General features: G+C 61.5%; 18 protein-coding genes and 2 tRNA genes. All 20 read left to right on the forward strand.

Going from position 1 to position 19,921, the window contains the following annotated elements; translation table 11 throughout:
• Positions 1–124 precede the first annotated feature (124 nt).
• The 20 genes from tpiA to nusA all read left to right on the forward strand — a co-directional run bounded on the left by tpiA (position 125) and on the right by nusA (position 19,879).
• A complete protein-coding gene (gene tpiA, locus AB6O04_RS15055; RefSeq protein WP_368564908.1) occupies positions 125–883 on the forward strand; it encodes a triose-phosphate isomerase in 759 nt (252 codons plus the stop codon).
• 60 nt (positions 884–943) lie between these two features.
• Positions 944–1,396 carry a preprotein translocase subunit SecG gene (gene secG, locus AB6O04_RS15060; RefSeq protein ID WP_368564909.1) on the forward strand — a complete coding sequence of 151 codons (453 nt, stop codon included), beginning with the start codon at positions 944–946 and terminating at the stop codon, positions 1,394–1,396.
• A gap of 61 nt (positions 1,397–1,457) precedes the next feature.
• Positions 1,458–1,542: transfer RNA gene (locus AB6O04_RS15065), tRNA-Leu, on the forward strand.
• Positions 1,543–1,916: 374 nt separating this feature from the next.
• Entirely contained in the window at positions 1,917–2,273 is a 357-nt protein-coding gene (locus AB6O04_RS15070) for an NADH-quinone oxidoreductase subunit A (RefSeq protein WP_368564910.1), read from the forward strand.
• On the forward strand, positions 2,264–2,818 hold the full coding sequence (locus AB6O04_RS15075) for an NADH-quinone oxidoreductase subunit B family protein (RefSeq protein WP_337344918.1): 555 nt from the start codon (positions 2,264–2,266) through the stop codon (positions 2,816–2,818). The genes AB6O04_RS15070 and AB6O04_RS15075 overlap by 10 nt, the downstream gene beginning before the upstream one ends.
• Before the next feature lie 69 nt (positions 2,819–2,887).
• A complete protein-coding gene (locus AB6O04_RS15080) occupies positions 2,888–3,631 on the forward strand; it encodes an NADH-quinone oxidoreductase subunit C (protein WP_368564911.1) in 744 nt (247 codons plus the stop codon).
• Positions 3,628–4,929 (forward strand): NADH-quinone oxidoreductase subunit D, encoded by a 1,302-nt coding sequence (locus AB6O04_RS15085; RefSeq protein ID WP_368564913.1) that lies wholly within the window; start codon positions 3,628–3,630, stop codon positions 4,927–4,929. The genes AB6O04_RS15080 and AB6O04_RS15085 overlap by 4 nt, the downstream gene beginning before the upstream one ends.
• Positions 4,926–5,453, forward strand: coding sequence for an NADH-quinone oxidoreductase subunit NuoE (nuoE, locus tag AB6O04_RS15090; RefSeq protein WP_337344915.1), 528 nt, complete (start codon positions 4,926–4,928; stop codon positions 5,451–5,453). The genes AB6O04_RS15085 and nuoE overlap by 4 nt, the downstream gene beginning before the upstream one ends.
• Before the next feature lie 153 nt (positions 5,454–5,606).
• Positions 5,607–6,944 carry an NADH-quinone oxidoreductase subunit NuoF gene (nuoF, locus tag AB6O04_RS15095; RefSeq protein ID WP_368564914.1) on the forward strand — a complete coding sequence of 446 codons (1,338 nt, stop codon included), beginning with the start codon at positions 5,607–5,609 and terminating at the stop codon, positions 6,942–6,944.
• Between the two features lie 130 nt (positions 6,945–7,074).
• The gene (gene nuoG, locus AB6O04_RS15100) at positions 7,075–9,318 is read left to right on the forward strand and encodes an NADH-quinone oxidoreductase subunit NuoG (protein WP_368564916.1); all 2,244 of its coding nucleotides are present in this window, start codon (positions 7,075–7,077) and stop codon (positions 9,316–9,318) included.
• Positions 9,315–10,406: an NADH-quinone oxidoreductase subunit NuoH gene (gene nuoH / locus AB6O04_RS15105; RefSeq protein WP_368564917.1), complete on the forward strand. Its 1,092-nt coding sequence runs from the start codon at positions 9,315–9,317 to the stop codon at positions 10,404–10,406. The genes nuoG and nuoH overlap by 4 nt, the downstream gene beginning before the upstream one ends.
• Before the next feature lie 19 nt (positions 10,407–10,425).
• Positions 10,426–10,914, forward strand: coding sequence for an NADH-quinone oxidoreductase subunit NuoI (nuoI, locus tag AB6O04_RS15110; protein ID WP_337344911.1), 489 nt, complete (start codon positions 10,426–10,428; stop codon positions 10,912–10,914).
• Between the two features lie 19 nt (positions 10,915–10,933).
• Complete coding sequence (locus AB6O04_RS15115; RefSeq protein WP_368564918.1) at positions 10,934–11,605, forward strand: NADH-quinone oxidoreductase subunit J; 672 nt, start codon at positions 10,934–10,936, stop codon at positions 11,603–11,605.
• Positions 11,602–11,907 carry an NADH-quinone oxidoreductase subunit NuoK gene (gene nuoK / locus AB6O04_RS15120; RefSeq protein ID WP_337344909.1) on the forward strand — a complete coding sequence of 102 codons (306 nt, stop codon included), beginning with the start codon at positions 11,602–11,604 and terminating at the stop codon, positions 11,905–11,907. The genes AB6O04_RS15115 and nuoK overlap by 4 nt, the downstream gene beginning before the upstream one ends.
• Before the next feature lie 16 nt (positions 11,908–11,923).
• Positions 11,924–14,188, forward strand: coding sequence for an NADH-quinone oxidoreductase subunit L (gene nuoL, locus AB6O04_RS15125; RefSeq protein WP_368564952.1), 2,265 nt, complete (start codon positions 11,924–11,926; stop codon positions 14,186–14,188).
• A 46-nt stretch (positions 14,189–14,234) separates the two neighbouring features.
• Complete coding sequence (locus tag AB6O04_RS15130) at positions 14,235–15,746, forward strand: NADH-quinone oxidoreductase subunit M (protein ID WP_368564919.1); 1,512 nt, start codon at positions 14,235–14,237, stop codon at positions 15,744–15,746.
• Between the two features lie 9 nt (positions 15,747–15,755).
• Positions 15,756–17,219: an NADH-quinone oxidoreductase subunit NuoN gene (gene nuoN / locus AB6O04_RS15135; RefSeq protein WP_368564920.1), complete on the forward strand. Its 1,464-nt coding sequence runs from the start codon at positions 15,756–15,758 to the stop codon at positions 17,217–17,219.
• A gap of 247 nt (positions 17,220–17,466) precedes the next feature.
• Positions 17,467–17,543: transfer RNA gene (locus AB6O04_RS15140), tRNA-Met, on the forward strand.
• A gap of 170 nt (positions 17,544–17,713) precedes the next feature.
• Complete coding sequence (gene rimP, locus AB6O04_RS15145; RefSeq protein WP_368564921.1) at positions 17,714–18,364, forward strand: ribosome maturation factor RimP; 651 nt, start codon at positions 17,714–17,716, stop codon at positions 18,362–18,364.
• A gap of 3 nt (positions 18,365–18,367) precedes the next feature.
• Positions 18,368–19,879, forward strand: a complete 1,512-nt coding sequence (nusA, locus tag AB6O04_RS15150) for a transcription termination factor NusA (protein ID WP_368564922.1) — start codon at positions 18,368–18,370, stop codon at positions 19,877–19,879.
• Positions 19,880–19,921: the final 42 nt, after the last annotated feature.

Consider the following 19,921-nt stretch of genomic DNA (forward strand, 5'->3'; position numbering starts at 1 on the left):
CCGCCGCGGGTGTCGGCGCGGCGTGGGGCCGACCCATGCGAGGCCACGCGCGCGAAGCTGAACTGTCGTCAGCCGGCGCGAGGGAGGGTATCCTTGCGCGCCCAACTGGATAGGAATTGGTCTTATGCGCCGCAAAATCGTGGCTGGCAACTGGAAGCTTCATGGTGATCGCGCATTTGCTCACGCATTGATGGACGAAATCGTGGCGGGCTTGCCGTTGAGTGCGGTGGACCTGCTGATCCTGCCGCCGCTGCCTTACCTGGGCGATCTGATCGAAGACTATGCGGCCCGCGGCGTCGTGTTTGGCGCCCAGGATGTCAGTTGCAATGAGAAGGGCGCCTACACGGGGGAGGTCTCCGCCAGCATGCTGGGGGACGTTGGTGCTCGTTACGGCCTCGTCGGCCATTCCGAACGCCGCCAGTACCACAACGAAAGCAATGAACTGGTGGCCAGGAAGTTTCAGGCGGCAAAAAATGCAGGCCTGGTTCCGATTCTCTGCGTGGGTGAGACGCTGGAGCAGCGAGAAAACGGTGAAACGGAGTCCCATGTCGGTGGTCAGGTCCGTGCTGTGTTCGACTTGCTGGGGCCGCAAGCCTTCGAAAATGCCGTGATCGCCTATGAACCCATCTGGGCCGTCGGAACCGGCCGCACGGCCACCCCCGCCCAGGCCCAAGCGGTACACGCTTTCATCCGTGGCGAAGTGGCCGGGCGCGATGCTAGAATTGTCGATTCACTGCCGATCCTCTACGGCGGCAGCGTGAAGCCCGACAACGCAGCGGAACTGTTCGCGCAGCCTGATGTCGATGGAGGGCTGGTAGGCGGCGCTTCACTGGTCGCCGCTGATTTCCTGGCCATCGCGCGAGCGGCGGCCGAACGAGGCTAACCCCTCATCGGGTCCGATCGCTTCCGGTCGGGTTCGCCATAGGTTTGAGATGAATTCGAAATGATGCTGACCCTCAATGTTGTCTACGTGCTGGTCGCTATCGCGATCATCGCGCTGGTGCTGATGCAGCGCGGTTCCGGTGCGCAGGCGGGCTCGGGCTTCGGCGCCGGCGCTTCCGGCACGGTGTTCGGCTCGCGCGGCGCTTCCAACTTCCTGTCCAAGAGCACCAAGTGGCTGGCGGTGGCCTTCTTCGGCATCAGCTTGTTCATGGCCTGGTATGCCACCCATAGTGCCCGTCCGCCAGCGCAACAGAATCTCGGCGTGATGTCGCAGCAGCAGGCGCCGGTCTCGCCCGCGCCTGTCGGTGAACTGCCGAAGCCATCAACCGTGCCGAGCGCGCCGATCCAGGCGCCTCCCGCGTCGTCGACGGTGCCGCAGCTTTCGGAGCCGGTAGAAGTCGAATCGGCACCCGATGCCAAGCAGCCGCCGGTAGCCCCTCCGCAGGGCGGCTGACGGCGGCTACAATGGCGCAGCGCTGGCATCGCTTGAAATGCCGCATTGCGTAGATGTCATTGCCCAGGTGGCGGAATTGGTAGACGCACTACCTTGAGGTGGTAGCGATGAAAGTCGTAGGGGTTCGAGTCCCCTCTTGGGCACCAATCCAAATGCGGTTTCTCACGCAGGCCCTCAAGGTCGCGTGCGTATCGCGAAAAACAAGAAAGCCCGCCGCAAGCGGGCTTTCTTGTTTTTGCCGAAGGCGCCTTCCCGCGTAGTAATCGTTTACTAGCGAGTTCACTAACCGTTACAATCTCGCCGATTCGTTGCCAGTGCACGCATCGCCGCAATACGCGCGGTGCCCGCTTGGCGACTGGAATCCCCGGTCATGGACCGAGGTGGCTTCTCCAGGCTTTATGCGCATCCGCGCAAGGTCGCATGCCATGCGGCTTCCATGGAAACGAGAGTCCTTCGCAAGGTGCACGCCCCCAGCGTGTAGACTTCGCGCGGGGCGGGTAAGACAACAAGAGAATCGCGAGTGCTGGCCAATTATCTGCCGACCCTGTTGTTCTTGATCGTCGCCACCGGCATCGGCATCACGCTGATGGTGGTCGGGCGTTTCCTGGGCCCGCGACGCCCGGACGCCAAGAAGCTGTCGCCGTACGAATGTGGCTTCGAAGCGTTCGAAGACGCACGCATGAAGTTCGACGTGCGCTATTACCTGATCGCTATCCAGTTCATCGTCTTCGATCTGGAAATCATCTTCATCGTTCCGTGGACCCTGGTCTTCCAGGAGCTTGGCCCCCGCGCACTGGTCACGATGGGCCTGTTCGTCGGCATGCTGTTCCTCGGCTTCATTTACGTTTGGAAGAAGGGAGCGCTCGAATGGGAGTGATCCAAACCATCGATCGGTTGATGACCAACCCGATCCCGGAAGGGCGGGTGGACGACATTCTTCGTCCCGAAGGCGACAACCCTCTGTTGGAAAAAGGCTACGTGACCACCAGCGTGGATGCGCTGATGAACTGGGCGCGTACCGGTTCGATGTGGCCGATGACGTTCGGCCTAGCCTGTTGCGCCGTAGAGATGATGCATGCCGGCGCGTCGCGCTTGGACCTGGATCGCTACGGCGTGGTGTTCCGTCCTTCGCCGCGCCAGTCGGATGTGATGATCGTCGCCGGCACGCTGGTCAACAAGATGGCCCCGGCGCTGCGCAAGGTCTATGACCAGATGCCGGAACCGAAGTGGGTGATCTCGATGGGCAGCTGCGCCAATGGCGGCGGCTACTACCACTACTCCTACTCAGTGGTGCGCGGCTGCGATCGCATTGTGCCGGTCGATATTTACGTGCCCGGTTGTCCGCCCACTGCGGAGGCGCTGGTGTACGGCATCCTGCAACTGCAGAAAAAGATCTGGCGCACGCAGACCATCGCGCGCTGATCCCGGTCCTGATCCAGCAAGCCCAGTAAGTTTTCCCCGAACATCACACTTCAGAGCACGCCACGCCCCATGGCCGAGCAAGCTGCAAATTTCACTGATCGTCTGCGCACGCGCTTTCCGGAAGCGGCGATTGCCGTTGCCGAACCGCGCGGCGAAGTCACGATGGAAGTCCCTTCCTCGCACTGGCATGCGGCCTGCCTGGCGCTGCGCGATGAACTCGGTTTCGAACAGCTTATCGATGTCACTGGTGTGGACTACCTGGGTTACGGCAGCGACGAGTGGGATACCACTGACGTGTCGTCGGAAGGCTTCAGTCGTGGTGTCGAAGGCCTGGGAGGTCCTGGCCGGTTCGGTTGGGATCAGCGCCCGAAGGGCGAAGGCCCGGAACACCGTTTCGCGGTGGTCGTGCACTTGTTGTCCTATCAGCACAATCAACGCCTGCGTGTGCGCTGCTATGCGCCCAATGATGACGTTCCGGTGGTGGCGTCAGTGACGGGTATCTGGCCGGGTGCCAACTGGTTCGAACGCGAAACCTTCGACATGTTCGGCGTCCTCTTCGAAGGTCATCCGGATTTGCGCCGCATCCTGACCGACTACGGCTTCGTCGGGCATCCGTTCCGCAAGGACTTCCCATTGATCGGTAACGTGGAAGTGCGCTACGACGAAGAGAAGAAGCGCGTGATCTACGAGCCGGTCACCTCGGTGGAGCCGCGTGTATCCGTTCCACGCGTCATCCGCGACGACGCGCGCTACCAGACCGCTGCTGACGAACGCATCGCCTCTGAGTCGGCTGCTCGCGAGGCCAAGCTATGAGCATGCAACCTTCCGTAGCATCCCCCAGCACTCCCGCTGCTGGCCGCTCCGAAATCCGCAACTACACGCTGAACTTCGGTCCGCAGCACCCCGCGGCACATGGTGTGTTGCGCCTGATCCTGGAAATGGACGGCGAAACCGTGATGCGCGCCGACCCGCACGTCGGTCTGCTGCACCGTGGCACTGAGAAGCTGGCCGAATCCAAGCCATTCAACCAATCGATCGGCTACATGGACCGATTGGACTACGTGTCGATGATGTGCAACGAGCACGCTTATGTGCGCGCCATCGAAACCCTGATGGGGATCGAAGCGCCGGAACGCGCGCAGTACATCCGCACCATGTTCGACGAGATCACCCGCATCTTGAATCATCTGATGTGGGTGGGTTCCAACGGATTGGATCTGGGCGCGATGGCGGTGATGCTGTACGCCTTCCGTGAGCGCGAAGAGCTGATGGATTGCTACGAGGCCGTCAGCGGTGCGCGCATGCATGCCACTTATTACCGGCCGGGCGGCGTGTACCGCGACCTGCCGGATCGCATGCCGAAATACCGCGAGTCGCCCTGGCACAAAGGCAAGGCGCTGAAGCGACTCAATGCCGCGCGCGAAGGTTCGCTGCTGGATTTCCTTGATGATTTCACCCGTGAGTTTCCCAACCGCGTCGATGAGTACGAGACGCTGCTGACCGACAACCGTATCTGGAAACAGCGCACCGTCGGTATCGGCGTGATCTCGCCGGACGAAGCCCGCGCCTGGGGCATGACTGGCGCCATGCTGCGCGGCTCGGGCATCGAATGGGACCTGCGCAAGAAACAGCCCTATGCGAAGTACGATGTCGTCGATTTCGATATTCCGGTAGGCACGAATGGCGATTGCTACGACCGCTACCTGGTCCGCATGGCCGAGATGCGCCAGTCCAACCGCATCATCAAGCAGTGCGTGGACTGGCTGCGGGCCAATCCCGGGCCGGTGATGGTGAAGAACTTCAAGGTGTCGCCGCCCTCCCGCGAAGAGATGAAGGACGACATGGAAGCTTTGATCCATCACTTCAAGCTCTTCAGCGAAGGCTACTGCGTGCCCGCTGGCGAGACCTACGCCGCGGTCGAGGCGCCCAAGGGCGAGTTCGGCTGCTATTTGGTTTCCGATGGCGCCAACAAGCCGTTCCGCGTACACCTGCGCGCGCCGGGCTTCGCTCATCTTTCGTCGATGGACCATGTCGTGCGCGGCCACATGCTGCCTGACGTCGTGGCGATGATCGGCACCTATGATCTTGTCTTTGGTGAGGTGGACCGATGAGGGCCACAGGTAATTTCGAGAACGCGCGCAACGTCGATCCGCTGGTCGTTCTGAGCGACAAGACGCGTGCGCACATCGATCATTGGCTATCCAAGTTTCCACCGGATCGTAAGCGTTCGGCGGTACTTCAAGGCTTGCATGCCGCACAGGAACAGAACCAGGGCTGGCTGACCGACGAGCTGATCGCCGGTGTCGCCAAGTACCTGGATCTGCCGCCTGTCTGGGCCTATGAGGTCGCCAGCTTCTATTCGATGTTCGAGACGGAAAAAGTCGGCCGCAATAACGTCGCGTTCTGTACGAACATCAGCTGCTGGTTGAACGGCGCCGAAGACCTGGTGAAGCATGCCGAGAAGAAGCTGGGCTGCAAGCTGGGCGAATCCACCGCCGATGGCCGCGTCTACCTGAAGCGCGAAGAAGAATGCGTCGCCGCTTGCTGCGGTGCGCCGGTGGTCGTGATCAATGGTCACTACCACGAGAAGCTCTCGCCCGAGAAGGTCGACGAGTTGCTGGACGGGCTGGAGTAAGGGAATGAAGCAAATGCATAAAAGCGGGAACAGGAAACAGGGAACAGGGAATGACACCGTACTGCGCGCCGGTATGGTCTCCGCTGTCCTGAACTTTTCATTCCCGGTCCACGCGCCCCGTTCCCCGTTCCCGCCTGTACGGGAGATCCATCAGTGAGCTCATCACACCACTCTTCCACTGGTCCTGTCGGCTCGGCCCCCAAAGAGCACCAAGTCGTCTACACGACATTGCACTTCGACAAGCCGTGGTCGTACGAAAACTACCTAAAGACGGGTGGTTACAGCGCGCTGCGCAAGATCATCGAAGAGAAGATCGCACCGGCTGACGTAGTCGATATGGTGAAGCAGTCCGGTTTGCGTGGCCGCGGCGGCGCGGGCTTTCCTACCGGGCTGAAGTGGAGCTTCATGCCCAAGGGCGACATGCAGAAGTACATCCTCTGCAACTCGGACGAATCCGAACCCGGCACCGCCAAGGACCGCGACATCCTGCGCTTCAACCCGCACGCGGTGATCGAAGGCATGGCGATCGCCTGCTACGCCACTGGTTCCAGCGTGGGCTACAACTACCTGCGCGGCGAGTTTCACCACGAGCCGTTCGAGCATCTGGAAGAAGCCACCGCCGAGGCCTATCAGCATGGCTGGCTGGGTAAGAACATCCTGGGTGCCGGTGTCAACATCGATATCTACAACGCGTTGGGCGCGGGCGCCTACATCTGTGGCGAAGAGACCGCGCTGATGGAATCGCTGGAAGGCAAGAAAGGCCAGCCGCGCTTCAAGCCGCCGTTCCCGGCCAATTTCGGCCTGTACGGCAAGCCCACCACCATCAACAACACCGAGACCTATGCCTCGGTGCCGGCGATCATTCGCAACGGCGCCGAATGGTTTCTCAACCTCGGCAAGCCCAACAACGGTGGGCCCAAGATCTTCTCGGTGTCCGGACACGTCAATCGTCCTGGCAACTACGAGATCCGGCTAGGTACTTCGTTCGCTGAGCTGCTCGAAATGGCCGGCGGAGTGCGTAATGGCAATAAGCTGAAAGCGGTGATCCCGGGTGGCTCGTCGATGCCGGTGCTGCCCGGCGACACCATGATGGGCCTGACCATGGATTACGACAGCATCCAGAAAGCCGGCTCCGGCCTGGGCTCGGGTGCGGTGATCGTGATGGACGAGACCACCTGCATGGTGCGCGCCTGCCAGCGCATTGCGCGTTTCTACTACAAGGAAAGCTGCGGCCAGTGCACGCCGTGCCGCGAAGGCACCGGCTGGATGTACCGCATGATCACCCGCGTGGTGGAAGGCAAGGCGACGCTGGAAGACCTGCATACCCTGAAAGCGGCGGCTGGCCAGATCGAAGGCCACACCATTTGCGCGTTCGGCGAAGCTGCCGCCTGGCCGGTGCAGGGCATGCTGCGCCACTTCTGGCACGAGTTCGAGTACTACATCGCCAATGGACGATCCATTGTGGATGAGAAGTTGGGAGTGGCCGCATGAAGGTGCGCAACAGCGGGAACAGGGAACAGGGAACAGGGAATGACGCTGCCCGATGCGGCGAGCGTTCCGAGCCCCTGAATCTCTCATTCCCCGTTCCCCATTCCCCGTTCCCGCTTCTGGGAGTTTTCCTGTGAGCGCCCAACCCGCAAATCCGAACGTCCCGCCGGATCACGTGACCATCGAAATCGATGGCCAGTCGATGGTCGTGCCCAAGAACTCGATGATCATCACGGCCGCCGACAAGGCCGGTATTCCGATTCCCCGTTTCTGCTACCACGACAAGCTGGCCATCGCCGCCAATTGCCGCATGTGTCTGGTGGAAGTGGAAAAGATGCCCAAGGCGGCGCCGGCCTGCGCCACGCCGGTAATGGACGGCATGAAGGTCCAGACGCGCAGCGAAAAAGCGTTGAAGTCGCAGCGCAACGTCATGGAATTCCTGCTGATCAACCATCCGCTGGACTGCCCCATCTGCGACCAGGGGGGCGAGTGCGAACTGCAGGATCTGTCGCTGGGTTATGGGCGTTCGGTCAGCCGTTTCCAGGAGCGCAAGCGCGTAGTCCCCGACGAGGACATCGGTCCGCTGGTCGCCACCGAGATGACCCGCTGCATTCAGTGCACGCGCTGCGTCCGTTTCACCGCGGAGATCGCCGGTACGTATGAGCTGGGCGGCATGTACCGCGGCGAGAACCTGCAGATCGGTACTTACGACGGCAAGCCGTTGACCACCGAGCTGTCCGGCAACGTTGCCGACGTCTGTCCGGTCGGTGCGCTGACCAACAAGGTGTTCCGTTTTCGCGCCCGTCCGTGGGAGTTGATCGCGCGCGAATCGATCGGCTACCACGATGCAATGGGATCGAATCTGTTCCTGCATGTGCGCCGCGGCCAGGTGCTGCGCGTAGTGCCGCGCGACAACGAAGCCGTTAACGAATGCTGGTTGTCGGATCGCGACCGCTACTCGCATCAGGGCCTGTACAGCGACGACCGCGCGCTCAAGCCGATGCGCAAGGTCGATGGGCAATGGCGAGAAGTCTCCTGGGCGGAAGGTATAAGCGCTGCGGCTGAAATCCTGCGCGCCAACTCCGGCGACAGTCTGGGCGTACTGGCGCATCCGGCCACATCAAACGAGGAAGGCGGCCTGCTGGCCAAGCTCGCGGCCGGTTTGGGCACGAGCAATCTGGATCACCGGATCTTCAACCGCGACTTTTCCGATGGCGCGACCGCGCAGCCGTTCGCGCTGCCGCTGGCGGACATCGAACGCGCGGATGTGATCGTGCTGGTCGGTACCAACATCCGCCACGAACTGCCGCTGTTGCACCAGCGCATCCGCAAGGCCAATGGCAAGGGCGCCAAGGTGCACGTGGTCAACCCTGTTGAGTTCGACTTCGCCTTCAACCAGGTCAGCAAGCGGATCGTACCGCCATCGCAGATCGCCACGGCGTTGAGCGAAGCCGCGTTGCGCGATGCTGCCAAGAGTGCCAATCACGCGGTGGTAATCGTCGGTGCGATAGCCGAGAACCATCCTGCAGCCGCGCAGATCCGTGCAGCCGCCACAGACTTCGCTGCAGCAACCGGTGCCTCGCTCTGCCGTATTCCACAAGGCGCCAATGCCGTGGGCCTGTCCCGCAGTGGTGTGCTGCCTGCTGGGCGCGATGTGGCGGGGATGTTGGCCGAGCCGCGCAGCGCCTACGTCATCTACGGCATCGAACCGGGCCTGGATTTCGCCGATACCGCCGCCGCGCAGAAAGCATTGAATGCGGCGAAGGTCGTCGCTTTCAGCCATTTCGCCTGCGAGTCGACGCGCGCGGTGGCCGACGTGATCCTGCCGATTGGCGCTTTGCCAGAGATCGATGCCACGCTGACCAATCTGGATGGCACCGAACAACGCACGCAAGCGGGTGGCAAGCCGCCGGGCGACGCGCGCGAAGGCTGGCGCGTACTACGTGCTTTGGGTGGTGAGCTGCAGTTGCCTGGCTTCGAATTCAGCGATCTCGCTGATCTGCGCGCAGCGCTGACCGATCAGCGGTCTACCGGATTGAATCTGCAATCGGCCAGCAAGCCGTCCGCAGGCACGACCGAAGGACTGGAACTGACGGTCACGGCAGCGATCTACCGCACCGATGGTGTCGTGCGCCGTGCCGAAGCCTTGCAGGCGCACCCATTGAATGTTGGCGCACGCATCGTGCTTCACCCCAATGATGCGGAAGCCAACGGTCTGTCCGATGGCCAGGTCGCCAAAGTCGGTGTGGCCGGTGGCACGGCAGCATTGCCCGTGGTCGTGGATGCACGCGTGGCCCCTGGCAGCGCCTGGATCGAAAGCGGCTATGGCGCCACGGCGCCGTTGGGTGCGGACCGTGTGACGGTGGTGAGCGCATGAACGAACTGTTGATCAATGCGATAGGCCCGCTGCGCGACTGGTTCTTCGGCTTGGGCGACATCGGCATGGTGCTGTGGATCGTGCTGAAGATCCTGACGATTGCCGTGCCGGTGATCGTGGCGGTCGCATTCTATGTGGTCTGGGAGCGCAAGCTGATCGGCTGGATGCACGTGCGGCACGGACCGATGTACGTAGGCATGGGCATCTTCCAGGCCTTCGCCGACGTGTTCAAGCTGCTGTTCAAGGAAATCATCCAGCCCAGCAGTGCGCAGAAGACGATGTACATCCTCGCGCCGCTGATCACACTGGCGCCGGCTTTCGCCGCCTGGGCGGTGGTGCCGTTCGACGCCAAGCTGGTGCTGTCCAACGCCAACGCCGGCCTGCTGTACTTGTTGGCGATGACCTCGATGGGCGTGTACGGCATCATCATCGCCGGCTGGGCATCGAACTCGAAGTACGCATTCCTGGGTGCCATGCGCTCCGCTGCACAGGTAGTCAGCTACGAAATCGCGATGGGCTTTGCGTTGGTGGGCGTGCTGATCGCCGCTGGCAGCTTGAACCTGAGCGAGATTGTGATGGCGCAGGCGGGCAATGCCGGCTTCCTGGAATGGTTCTGGGTCCCGCTGTTCCCGTTGTTCATCGTCTACTGGGTGTCGGGCGTCGCTGAAACCAACCGTGCGCCGTTCGACGTGGTGGAAGGCGAGTCGGAAATCGTTGCGGGCCACATGGTGGAATACTCCGGCGCCGCTTTCGCGCTGTTCTTCCTGGCCGAATACGCCAACATGATCCTGGTCAGTTTCCTGGTCTCGATCTTCTTCCTTGGCGGCTGGCTGAGCCCGATCCAGGGCTGGGTAACCGCTGATGTATCTCCGTGGGTGGACTGGCTGTGGAAGGGCGGTTGGCCGTGGCTGCTGGTGAAGGTGGTGTTCTTTGCCAGCGCCTACATCTGGTTCCGCGCCAGCTTCCCGCGCTACCGCTACGACCAGATCATGCGGTTGGGCTGGAAGGTATTCATTCCGCTGACCATCGCGTGGATTGCGGTGACGGCGCTGATGGCGTTCTTCGGCGTGTTCGAGAAGGGTGCATGAATTTGAAGGGCATGCTGCGATGAATAAGGTAGTCCATTACTTCAAGAGCCTGATGCTGCTGGAGCTCACCCAGGGCTTGTGGCTGACGCTGAAGTACGCCTTCAAGCCGAAGTACACGATGATGTACCCGATGGAGAAGTTCCCGCAGTCGCCGCGCTTCCGCGGACTGCACGCGCTGCGCCGTTATCCCAATGGCGAAGAGCGTTGCATTGCCTGCAAGCTGTGCGAAGCGGTCTGCCCGGCGCTGGCCATCACCATCGACTCGGCCCCGCGCGAGGACGGCACCCGCCGCACCACGCGCTACGACATCGACCTGTTCAAGTGCATCTACTGCGGCTTCTGCGAAGAGAGCTGCCCGGTGGACTCGATCGTGGAGACACACCTGTTGGAGTACCACTTCGACAAGCGTGGCCAGAACATCGTTACCAAGCCGCAGTTGCTGGCGATCGGAGACCGGCTGGAAGCCGAGATCGCCGAACGCCGTGCCGCCGACGCCGCCTTCCGCTGAGAACATTCCTAAAGAGAGCATGATGGACTGGGTATTGATCAGCTTTTACGCGTTTGCCGCTGTCGCGGTGGTTGCCGCTGGCGCCGTGATCAGCGTGCGCAATCCGGTGCATGCGGTGTTGTGCTTGATCCTGACGTTCTTCTCAGTGGCCTGCATCTGGCTGCTGGTCGGCGCCGAATTCCTGGGCGTGGCCTTGATCCTGGTCTACGTGGGCGCGGTGATGGTGCTGTTCCTGTTCGTGGTGATGATGTTGGACATCGACATCGTCAAGCTTCGCGAAGGCTGGGTGCGGTTCCTGCCCGTGGGACTGCTGGTAGCGGTAGTGATGTTGGGGCAGATGCTGGTGCTGATCGGCATCAAGGCACGGATGGCAACGCCATTCCCGGCCAACGCCGCTGCTTCGGCTGCAGACACATCGAATACCGCCTGGCTGGCGCGCACGCTGTTCACGGAATTCCTGTTGCCGTTCGAGTTCGCCGCGGTGATCCTGACGGTGGCGGTGATTGCCGCGGTCATGCTGACGCTGCGTAAGCGGCCGGGCACCAAGACCCAGGACCCGAGCGAGCAGCCGCGGGTGAAGGCCGGGGACCGCCTGCGCATGGTGAAAATGCAGTCCGAGAAGCCGGTGCGTCAAACCAGTGCACCTGCTGCTGGCGAAGGGGAGAACACACAAGGGGAGAGCACACCATGATCACTGTGGGCCATCTGCTTGCGCTGGGCGCGGTGCTGTTCTGCATCAGCGTGGCGGGCATATTCCTGAATCGTAAGAATGTCATCGTGCTGCTGATGTCCATCGAGCTGATGTTATTGGCTGTGAACATCAACTTTGTCGCGTTCTCGCGCGAGTTGGGCGACGCCGCGGGACAGATCTTCGTGTTCTTCATTTTGACGGTGGCCGCCGCCGAGGCTGCCATCGGCCTGGCGATCCTGGTCACTCTGTTCCGCACCCGGCGCACGATCAACGTCGCCGAAGTCGATACGCTCAAAGGCTGATGCACTGATGACTGCTATGGAAGTCGCGATTTCCAAAAACGTGCTGCTGGCCATCGTGCTGGCGCCGCTGCTGGGCAGTGTCATCGCCGGCCTGTTCGGTCGCCAGGTGGGCCGGGCCGGTTCGCACATCGTCACCATTCTGGGCGTTGCGGTCAGCTGCGTGCTCTCCGGCTGGGTGCTGTACCAACTGGTGGGCCAGGGTGCTTCGCCGTTCAACCAGAACATCTACACACTCTTCGAAGTCGGCAATTACCACGGCCATGTCGGTTTCATGATCGACAAGCTGACCGCCATGATGATGGTGGTAGTGACCTTCGTATCGCTGCTGGTGCACATCTACACCATCGGCTATATGGCCGAGGATCCCGGTTACCAGCGCTTCTTCAGTTATATCTCGCTGTTCACCTTCAGCATGCTGATGCTGGTGATGAGCAACAACTTCCTGCAGCTGTTCTTCGGCTGGGAAGCGGTGGGCCTGGTGTCTTATCTGCTGATCGGTTTCTGGTTCAAGCGGCCGACCGCGATCTTCGCCAACATGAAGGCGTTCCTGGTCAATCGCGTGGGCGACTTCGGCTTCCTGCTGGGTATCGCGGGGGTGCTGTTGATGTTCGGCACGCTGGACTATGCCACCGTGTTCGCCAACGCCACGTTGTTGGTCGGCAAGGCCATCCCGGTGTGGTCCGGGGCCATCACCGTATTCGGTAACACTTGGCAGGTGCTGGACGGACCGGTTATCTGGTCCATCGCCACCATCATCTGCGTCTGTCTGTTCATTGGCGCGATGGGCAAGTCGGCGCAGGTGCCGCTGCACGTCTGGCTGCCGGATTCCATGGAAGGCCCGACCCCGATCTCCGCGCTGATCCACGCCGCCACCATGGTGACCGCCGGTATCTTCATGGTGGCGCGCATGTCGCCGCTGTTCGAGCTGTCGCAGACTGCTCTGGATTTCGTGCTGTTCATAGGCGCCACCACCGCCTTGTTCACCGGCCTGATCGGCATAGTGCAGAATGACATCAAGCGCGTCGTGGCGTACTCCACGTTGTCGCAATTGGGCTACATGACCGTCGCGCTGGGTGTGTCGGCGTACTCGGCGGCTGTGTTCCATCTGATGACGCATGCGTTCTTCAAGGCGTTGCTGTTCCTGGCTGCTGGCTCGGTAATCATCGGCATGCACCACGAGCAGGACATGCGCAAGATGGGCGGGCTGCGTAAGTACATGCCTATCACCTACATCACCAGCTTGATTGGCACATTGGCGCTGGTGGGTACGCCTTTCTTCTCCGGCTTCTATTCGAAAGACACGATTATCGAAGCGGCCAAGCATCACAAGGAACAGGCTGGCGAATTCGCTGGCAAGCTGGCCGAGCTGGGCACGATGGCGCCGCCGGACGTGCATGGCCCCAGCACCTGGATCGCCAGCTACGGCTACTGGGCGGTGTTGCTCGGCGTTTTTGTCACCAGTTTCTACAGCTTCCGGTTGCTGTACCTGACCTTCCACGGCAAGGAGCGCTTCAACGATCCCGCGCCCGAGCACTACGTCGCGCCGGAAGCGGAGACAGAAGCGCAAGAAGCGGCGCTGGCGCACGAACATGAAGCGCACGGCCATGAGGACCACGGTCATGGTCACCACGGCGACCACGCCCATACGCCGCACGAGTCGCCCTGGGTAGTGACAGTGCCGCTGATTCTGCTGGCTATTCCTTCGATCCTGATCGGCTATTTCACCATCGGCCCGATGCTGTTCGGTACCGATTGGACTGGGCACCACGAGCAGTTGCCGTTCTTCCTGGGCGCCATCGATTTCATCAATACCGATCCGAGTGCGGCGTTTGCTGCAAGCGACACCGTCAGGGCGCTGAAGGAAGAGTTCCACGGACCTGCCGCGTTCGCATGGCATGGCATGAAAGCCTGGCCGTTCTGGCTGGCGCTTGCCGGCTTCCTGCTCGCGACGGTGTTGTACCTGTGGAAGACCGAATGGCCTTCCAAGATGCGCAGCAGCCCGCTCGGTGCGTTCCTAGCCAATATCCTGGACAAGAAGTACTGGGCCGACCACATCTGGATCGGTGGCCTTGCCGGCGGCGGCGTGAAGTTGGGCCAGGCTTCCCGCGCAATCGATACGCATGTCATCGATGGTGCGGCGGTCAACGGCAGCGCTCGCCTGATCGACTTGGCGGCGCATTTGTTGCGCCGTAGCCAGTCGGGATTCCTCTATCACTACGCCTTCGCGATGATCCTCGGCCTGATTGCACTGTTGGCCGTCGTCATCCGGTTTTGGCAGTAATGCCCTGGCAATGACGCCTCTGGCGCTGAACTAACGGATATCACACGTGTCGAACTGGCCCTTGCTAAGTATTGTGATCTGGCTGCCGATCCTCGGCGGCGCGCTGGTGCTCGCCCTGGGCAACTCCCGTGCGGACCTGGCCCGCTGGGTGGCCTTGGCGGTGGCGCTGCTGACCCTGGCTTTCAGTGTGCCGTTGCTGACCGGCTTCAACTTCGCTGATCCGGGCATGCAGTTCGCCGAGAAGCACGAGTGGGTGCCCGCCTTCAACATCTGGTACTCGTTGGGTGCGGACGGCATTTCGGTCGCGCTTATCGTGCTCACCACGCTGACGACCGTGTTGGCGCTGATCGGTGCTTGGACGTCGGTGGACAAGCGCGTCAGCCAGTACGTGGCGGCGTTCCTGTTCCTGGAAGGTTTGATGGTGGGTGTGTTCTGCGCGATGGACGCGATGCTGTTCTACGTGTTCTTCGAGGCCATGCTGATTCCGATGTTCCTGATCATCGGCGTGTGGGGTGGTCCGCGCCGCATCTATGCATCGGTGAAGTTCTTCCTGTACACGTTTCTGGGCTCGGTGTTCATGCTGGTCGGGCTGATCTACCTATACCTGAAGGGCGGTAGTTTTCAGTTAGCGGATCTTTATCAGTTGCCGCTCAATGCCAAGGAGCAGACCTGGCTGTTCTTCGCCTTCCTGATCGCATTCGCAGTCAAGGTGCCGATGTTTCCGGTGCATACCTGGTTGCCGGACGCGCACGTGGAGGCGCCGACCGCCGGCTCGGTGATCCTGGCAGCGATCATGCTGAAGATCGGTGGCTATGGTTTTCTGCGATTCACGCTGCCGATCGTGCCCGACGCGGGTTACGAGTGGGCCACGCTGGTGATCGTGCTATCGCTGATCGGTGTGATCTATGTGGGCTTGGTGGCACTGGTGCAGGACGACATGAAGAAGCTGATCGCCTATTCGTCGGTTTCGCACATGGGCTTCGTCACGCTCGGCATCTTCATCGCCTTCGGCTTGGTTCGTGATTACGGCAACATGGATGGGGCGCGCCTGGGCTTGCAGGGCGCCATGGTGCAGATGATCTCGCACGGCTTCATCTCCGGCGCGATGTTCTCCTGCGTCGGCGTGCTGTACGACCGCATGCACACCCGAATGATTAAGGACTACGGCGGCGTGGTGAACGTGATGCCTTGGTTCGCCGTGTTTTTCGTGCTGTTCGGCATGGCCAATTCGGGCTTGCCGGGCACCAGCGGTTTCGTCGGCGAGTTCATGGTCATCGTGGCCAGCTTCCAGAAGCACCCGGTGATCGCACTGGCAGCAGCGACCACGCTGGTGATCGGTGCCGCTTACACACTGTGGCTGATCAAGCGGGTTATGTACGGCGAAGTGGCCAATGCGCACGTGGCTGAGTTGAAGGACATCAACTCGCGCGAAGCGCTGGTGTTGGGTGTGTTCGCTATAGGCGTGCTGGCGTTGGGCCTGTATCCCAAGCCGCTGACCGACCTGATGGAACCGTCGATCGCACAACTGGCGATGCAGCTCGCCAACAGCAAGCTGTAAGGAAGAAACATGACGACGCCGATGCTACCTTCCACCGCCGACCTGATGCCGCTGTTGCCGGAAGTGGTCCTGATCGCTGGCGCCTTCGCGCTGCTGATGCTGGATCTGTTCCTGGACAACCGGCGCCGGGTGGTCACCCATGGCCTGTCGATCGTGGTGCTTGCTGTGGTGCTGTACATGGTCGCCGCCGGCGTGGGCGGGCAGGGCACCGTGTTCAGCGGCATGTTCGTGCGCGACACCATGGCTGATGTGAGCAAGGTGGTGATCGTGCTGCTCAGCGGTCTGTCGCTGGTCTATGGCTGGCCTTATCTGCGCGAACGCAATCTGTATCCGGGCGAAGTCCCGGTACTGGTGTTGTTGGCTACCTCCGGCATGATGATGATGGTCTCGGCCGGTAGCCTGGTGATGGTCTATCTGGGCCTGGAACTGCTGGCGCTGTGTTCCTACGCGCTGGTCGCTCTGAACCGTGATGATGGGCTGTCGTCTGAGGCGGCGATGAAGTACATCGTGCTGGGTTCGCTGGCTTCCGGCCTGCTGCTGTACGGCATGTCGCTGATCTATGGCGCTACCGGTACGTTGAACCTGCCTGGTATTCATGAAGCGGCCGGCAACGGGGCCGTGGCGACCGGTGACGACCGGTTGCTGCTATTGACGGGCGTGGTGTTCATGGTCGCCGGTGTGGCTTTCAAACTGGGTGCGGCTCCGTTCCACATGTGGCTGCCCGACGTCTACCACGGCGCACCGACTCCGGTAACCTTGTTCATCAGCTCCGCGCCCAAGCTGGCGGCTTTCGGCATGGCGTATCGCTTGTTGGAAGATGGCGTAGGCCCGATGACCGTGCAGTGGCAATGGCTGCTGGCGGGACTGGCGGCCGCTTCGCTGATCATCGGTAACCTGATCGCCATCGTTCAATCCAATCTGAAACGAATGCTGGCGTACTCCACGGTCTCGCACGTCGGGTTCCTGTTGGTGGGGTTCGCCGGCGGCGGACAAAACGGCTATGCGGCAGCCCTGTTCTACGCGATCAGCTACGCGATCATGTCGGCGGCAGCATTCGGCGCGATCATCGTGCTATCACGGCAGGGCTTCGAGGCCGACAAGATCGACGACTTCAAGGGCTTGAACGCGCGTAATCCGTGGCAGGCGGGACTGGTGCTTTGCGTGATGGCCTCGCTGGCGGGAGTGCCGCCGTTCCTCGGCTTCTGGGCCAAGCTGGTGGTGCTGGGCGCCGCGTTGAATGGCGGCTTCCTGTGGCTGGCCTTGCTGGGCGTTGTCTGTGCAGTTATCGGAGCGTTCTATTACCTCCGGATCATCAAGGTGATGTATTTCGACGAGCCGGTCGGCGAAATTCACCCGGCAAGGACGGATCGAGTGGTCCCGATTGTGTTCGGAGTCAACGCGCTCGCGCTGCTGGTGCTGGGTATCGCGTGGAACCCGATCATGGCGTGGTGCCAGCAGGCCTTCGCCGGCTGATACCGGTGCGGGTCACGTGGGGCGGGAGCGCGTCGATTGGGAACGCAATTGATTGGATGCGCGATTGATTGAATCCCCTTAATCAAAGCACGATTGATCGGAGCACGGACGCGCGCTTGTATTGCAGCCGCTCGCTTGTATTACCGCTACTGGCACCCATCTGTTCCACCAGTCTTCTTGTATTTCGTTTTTGATGCGATTCAACACTTGCAATAAACCGCTTGAATCGTCATAATTCCGCTTCTGCTGCGGGGTGGAGCAGTCTGGCAGCTCGTCGGGCTCATAACCCGAAGGTCGCAGGTTCAAATCCTGCCCCCGCTACCAAGCTTTTCGGTGAGAAAAGCCTCGTATTTTGAGGCTCCTCACTGTCAAAGGCTCGGGCACGCGAAAGATGAATGTTCCCATCTTCGCACCGGAATCCAGCGTATCGGACAAGGGGCCCATCGGGCCCCTTGTTGTTTTCGTAATCCAGACATTTGTTGAAAGGTCACCACGTGAGCGACAAGGCTACCCAAATCGCTAACCTGCTGGCCCCAACGGTGCATGCCCTCGGGCTGGAACTGCTGGGCGCCGAATATCTGCCGGCTCCCGGCAGCGCCACGCTTCGCCTATACATCGACGTGCCCGAGTCCGAACAGGCTTCGCGCATGGTCGGCATCGACGACTGCGAAGCAGTCAGCCGGGAAGTCTCCGCCCAGTTGGACGTGGAAGATCCGATCTCCGGCAACTACACCCTGGAAGTCTCTTCCCCCGGCATCGACCGGCCGCTGTTCACGTTGGCGCAATTTGTTCGCCACCAAGGTGAATCGGCCAAAGTCGTGTTGAAATTGCCGCAGGACGGACGCCGGCGCCTGCAGGGTGCCATTACCCGCATCGAAGGCGAAAATGTGGTTTTTACGGTGGATGCCGCCGAGATAACGGTCGCATTCGATAATATCGACAAGGCTCGGCTGGTACCCGATTGGGCGGCCCTGGGCTTTGCGCCGGAAAAACCCAATGCGGGCTCCACTACTGGAAGCCGCAATACTGGAAGCCGCGCGAAGACGGCGGCTCCCAACAAGCCGGGGAAGGGCAAGCCCGCCCCGAAAAAGACAGGTAAGCAACAACCCAACAAGCCGGCGGCCAACAAGCCGAGAGCGGAGTGATAAATGAGTAAGGAACTTTTGCTGGTGGTGGATGCGGTCGCCAATGAAAAAGGCGTGCCGCGAGAAGTGATCTTCGACGCGATCGAAGCTGCGTTGGCGTCCGCCGCCAAGAAGCGTTATCCGGAGCAGGACGTGCAGGTGCGCGTGACCATCGACCACAAGGATGGCACCTACGAAACCTATCGCCGCTGGGAAGTGGTGGCCGATGAGGTAGTGATGGAATCGCCTGACCGGCAGATCCGCCTGATGGACGCGATCGATGAGAGCGACGACGTCGAAGTCGGCGACTACATCGAAGAGCAAATCGAGAACCCCGACTTCGGGCGCATCTCCGCGCAGGCCGCCAAGCAGGTGATCGTGCAGCGAGTGCGCGAAGCCGAACGCGCTCAAGTGGTCGACGCCTGGAAAGACCGTGTGGGCGAGCTGGTAACCGGTGTGGTCAAGCGCGCCGAGCGCGGCAACATCTACGTGGATCTGGGCGGAAATGCCGAAGCCTTCATTCCGAAGGACAAGGGCATTCCACGCGACGTGCTGCGTGCCGGCGACCGCGTTCGCGGTTATCTGTTCGACGTGCGTTCCGAGCCACGCGGCCCGCAGCTGTTCATCAGCCGCGCCGCGCCGGAATTCATGATCGAACTGTTCAAGCTGGAAGTGCCGGAAGTGGGCCAGGGCCTGGTCGAAATCAAGGCCTGCGCACGCGACCCTGGCGACCGCGCCAAGATCGCCGTGCTGGCGCACGACACCCGCACAGACCCCATCGGTGCCTGCATCGGCATGCGCGGTTCACGCGTGCAGGCGGTGTCGAATGAGCTCAATGGCGAGCGCGTCGACATCGTGCTGTGGAACGACAATCCGGCCACCTTCGTCATCAACGCGATGGCGCCGGCCGAAGTGCAGTCGATCATCGTCGATGAAGAAAAGCATTCGATGGACCTGGCCGTGGCGGAAGACCGCCTGGCTCAGGCGATCGGCAAGGGCGGCCAGAACGTACGCTTGGCCAGTCGCCTGACCGGTTGGCAGCTCAACGTCATGACCCAGGACCAGGTGGCTGCCAAGTCGGAGGCCGAACAGGCCGTCGCCCGCCAGCTGTTCATGGACAAGCTGGAAGTGGACGAGGAAATCGCGGCCATCCTGGTCAGCGAAGGCTTCAACACGGTCGAGGAAATCGCCTACGTGCCGGTTGGCGAGCTGCTGGCGGTGGAAGGCTTTGACGAGGACATCGTGGAAGAGCTGCGGGCCCGTGCTCGGGACGCGCTGCTCAACGAAGCCCTGGCCGAGGAAGAAGGTTTGGAAGAGCATCAGCCGGCCGAAGACCTGCTGGCGCTGGAAGGCATGGACGAAGAAACCGCTTACGCGCTGGCCTCGCGCGGTGTCCGCACCAGCGAGGAGCTGTCCGATCTGGCCGCCGATGAGGTGGTGGAATTCGGCATTGAGGGACTGGACGAGGAACGCGCCGCGGCGCTGATCCTGGCCGCCCGCGCCGAGGAGATCGCCCGTCTGGAGCGCGGCGAATGAGCCGTCGATGAACGCCGCCCTGGTAACCGCAGGGCTTAGAAT

Source organism: Pseudoxanthomonas sp. UTMC 1351 (assembly GCF_040948865.1).
Taxonomy (GTDB): Bacteria; Pseudomonadota; Gammaproteobacteria; order Xanthomonadales; family Xanthomonadaceae; genus Pseudoxanthomonas_A.

What these genes read in the sequence shown, in the direction of transcription:
- tpiA (WP_368564908.1), top strand. Translation starts at nt 125, where the DNA reads ATGCGCCGCAAAATCGTGGCTGGCAACTGGAAGCTTCATGGTGATCGC.
- secG (WP_368564909.1), top strand. Translation starts at nt 944, where the DNA reads ATGATGCTGACCCTCAATGTTGTCTACGTGCTGGTCGCTATCGCGATC.
- AB6O04_RS15075 (WP_337344918.1), top strand. Translation starts at nt 2,264, where the DNA reads ATGGGAGTGATCCAAACCATCGATCGGTTGATGACCAACCCGATCCCG.
- AB6O04_RS15080 (WP_368564911.1), top strand. Translation starts at nt 2,888, where the DNA reads ATGGCCGAGCAAGCTGCAAATTTCACTGATCGTCTGCGCACGCGCTTT.
- AB6O04_RS15085 (WP_368564913.1), top strand. Translation starts at nt 3,628, where the DNA reads ATGAGCATGCAACCTTCCGTAGCATCCCCCAGCACTCCCGCTGCTGGC.
- nuoE (WP_337344915.1), top strand. Translation starts at nt 4,926, where the DNA reads ATGAGGGCCACAGGTAATTTCGAGAACGCGCGCAACGTCGATCCGCTG.
- nuoH (WP_368564917.1), top strand. Translation starts at nt 9,315, where the DNA reads ATGAACGAACTGTTGATCAATGCGATAGGCCCGCTGCGCGACTGGTTC.
- nuoI (WP_337344911.1), top strand. Translation starts at nt 10,426, where the DNA reads ATGAATAAGGTAGTCCATTACTTCAAGAGCCTGATGCTGCTGGAGCTC.
- AB6O04_RS15115 (WP_368564918.1), top strand. Translation starts at nt 10,934, where the DNA reads ATGATGGACTGGGTATTGATCAGCTTTTACGCGTTTGCCGCTGTCGCG.
- nuoK (WP_337344909.1), top strand. Translation starts at nt 11,602, where the DNA reads ATGATCACTGTGGGCCATCTGCTTGCGCTGGGCGCGGTGCTGTTCTGC.
- nuoL (WP_368564952.1), top strand. Translation starts at nt 11,924, where the DNA reads ATGGAAGTCGCGATTTCCAAAAACGTGCTGCTGGCCATCGTGCTGGCG.
- nuoN (WP_368564920.1), top strand. Translation starts at nt 15,756, where the DNA reads ATGACGACGCCGATGCTACCTTCCACCGCCGACCTGATGCCGCTGTTG.
- nusA (WP_368564922.1), top strand. Translation starts at nt 18,368, where the DNA reads ATGAGTAAGGAACTTTTGCTGGTGGTGGATGCGGTCGCCAATGAAAAA.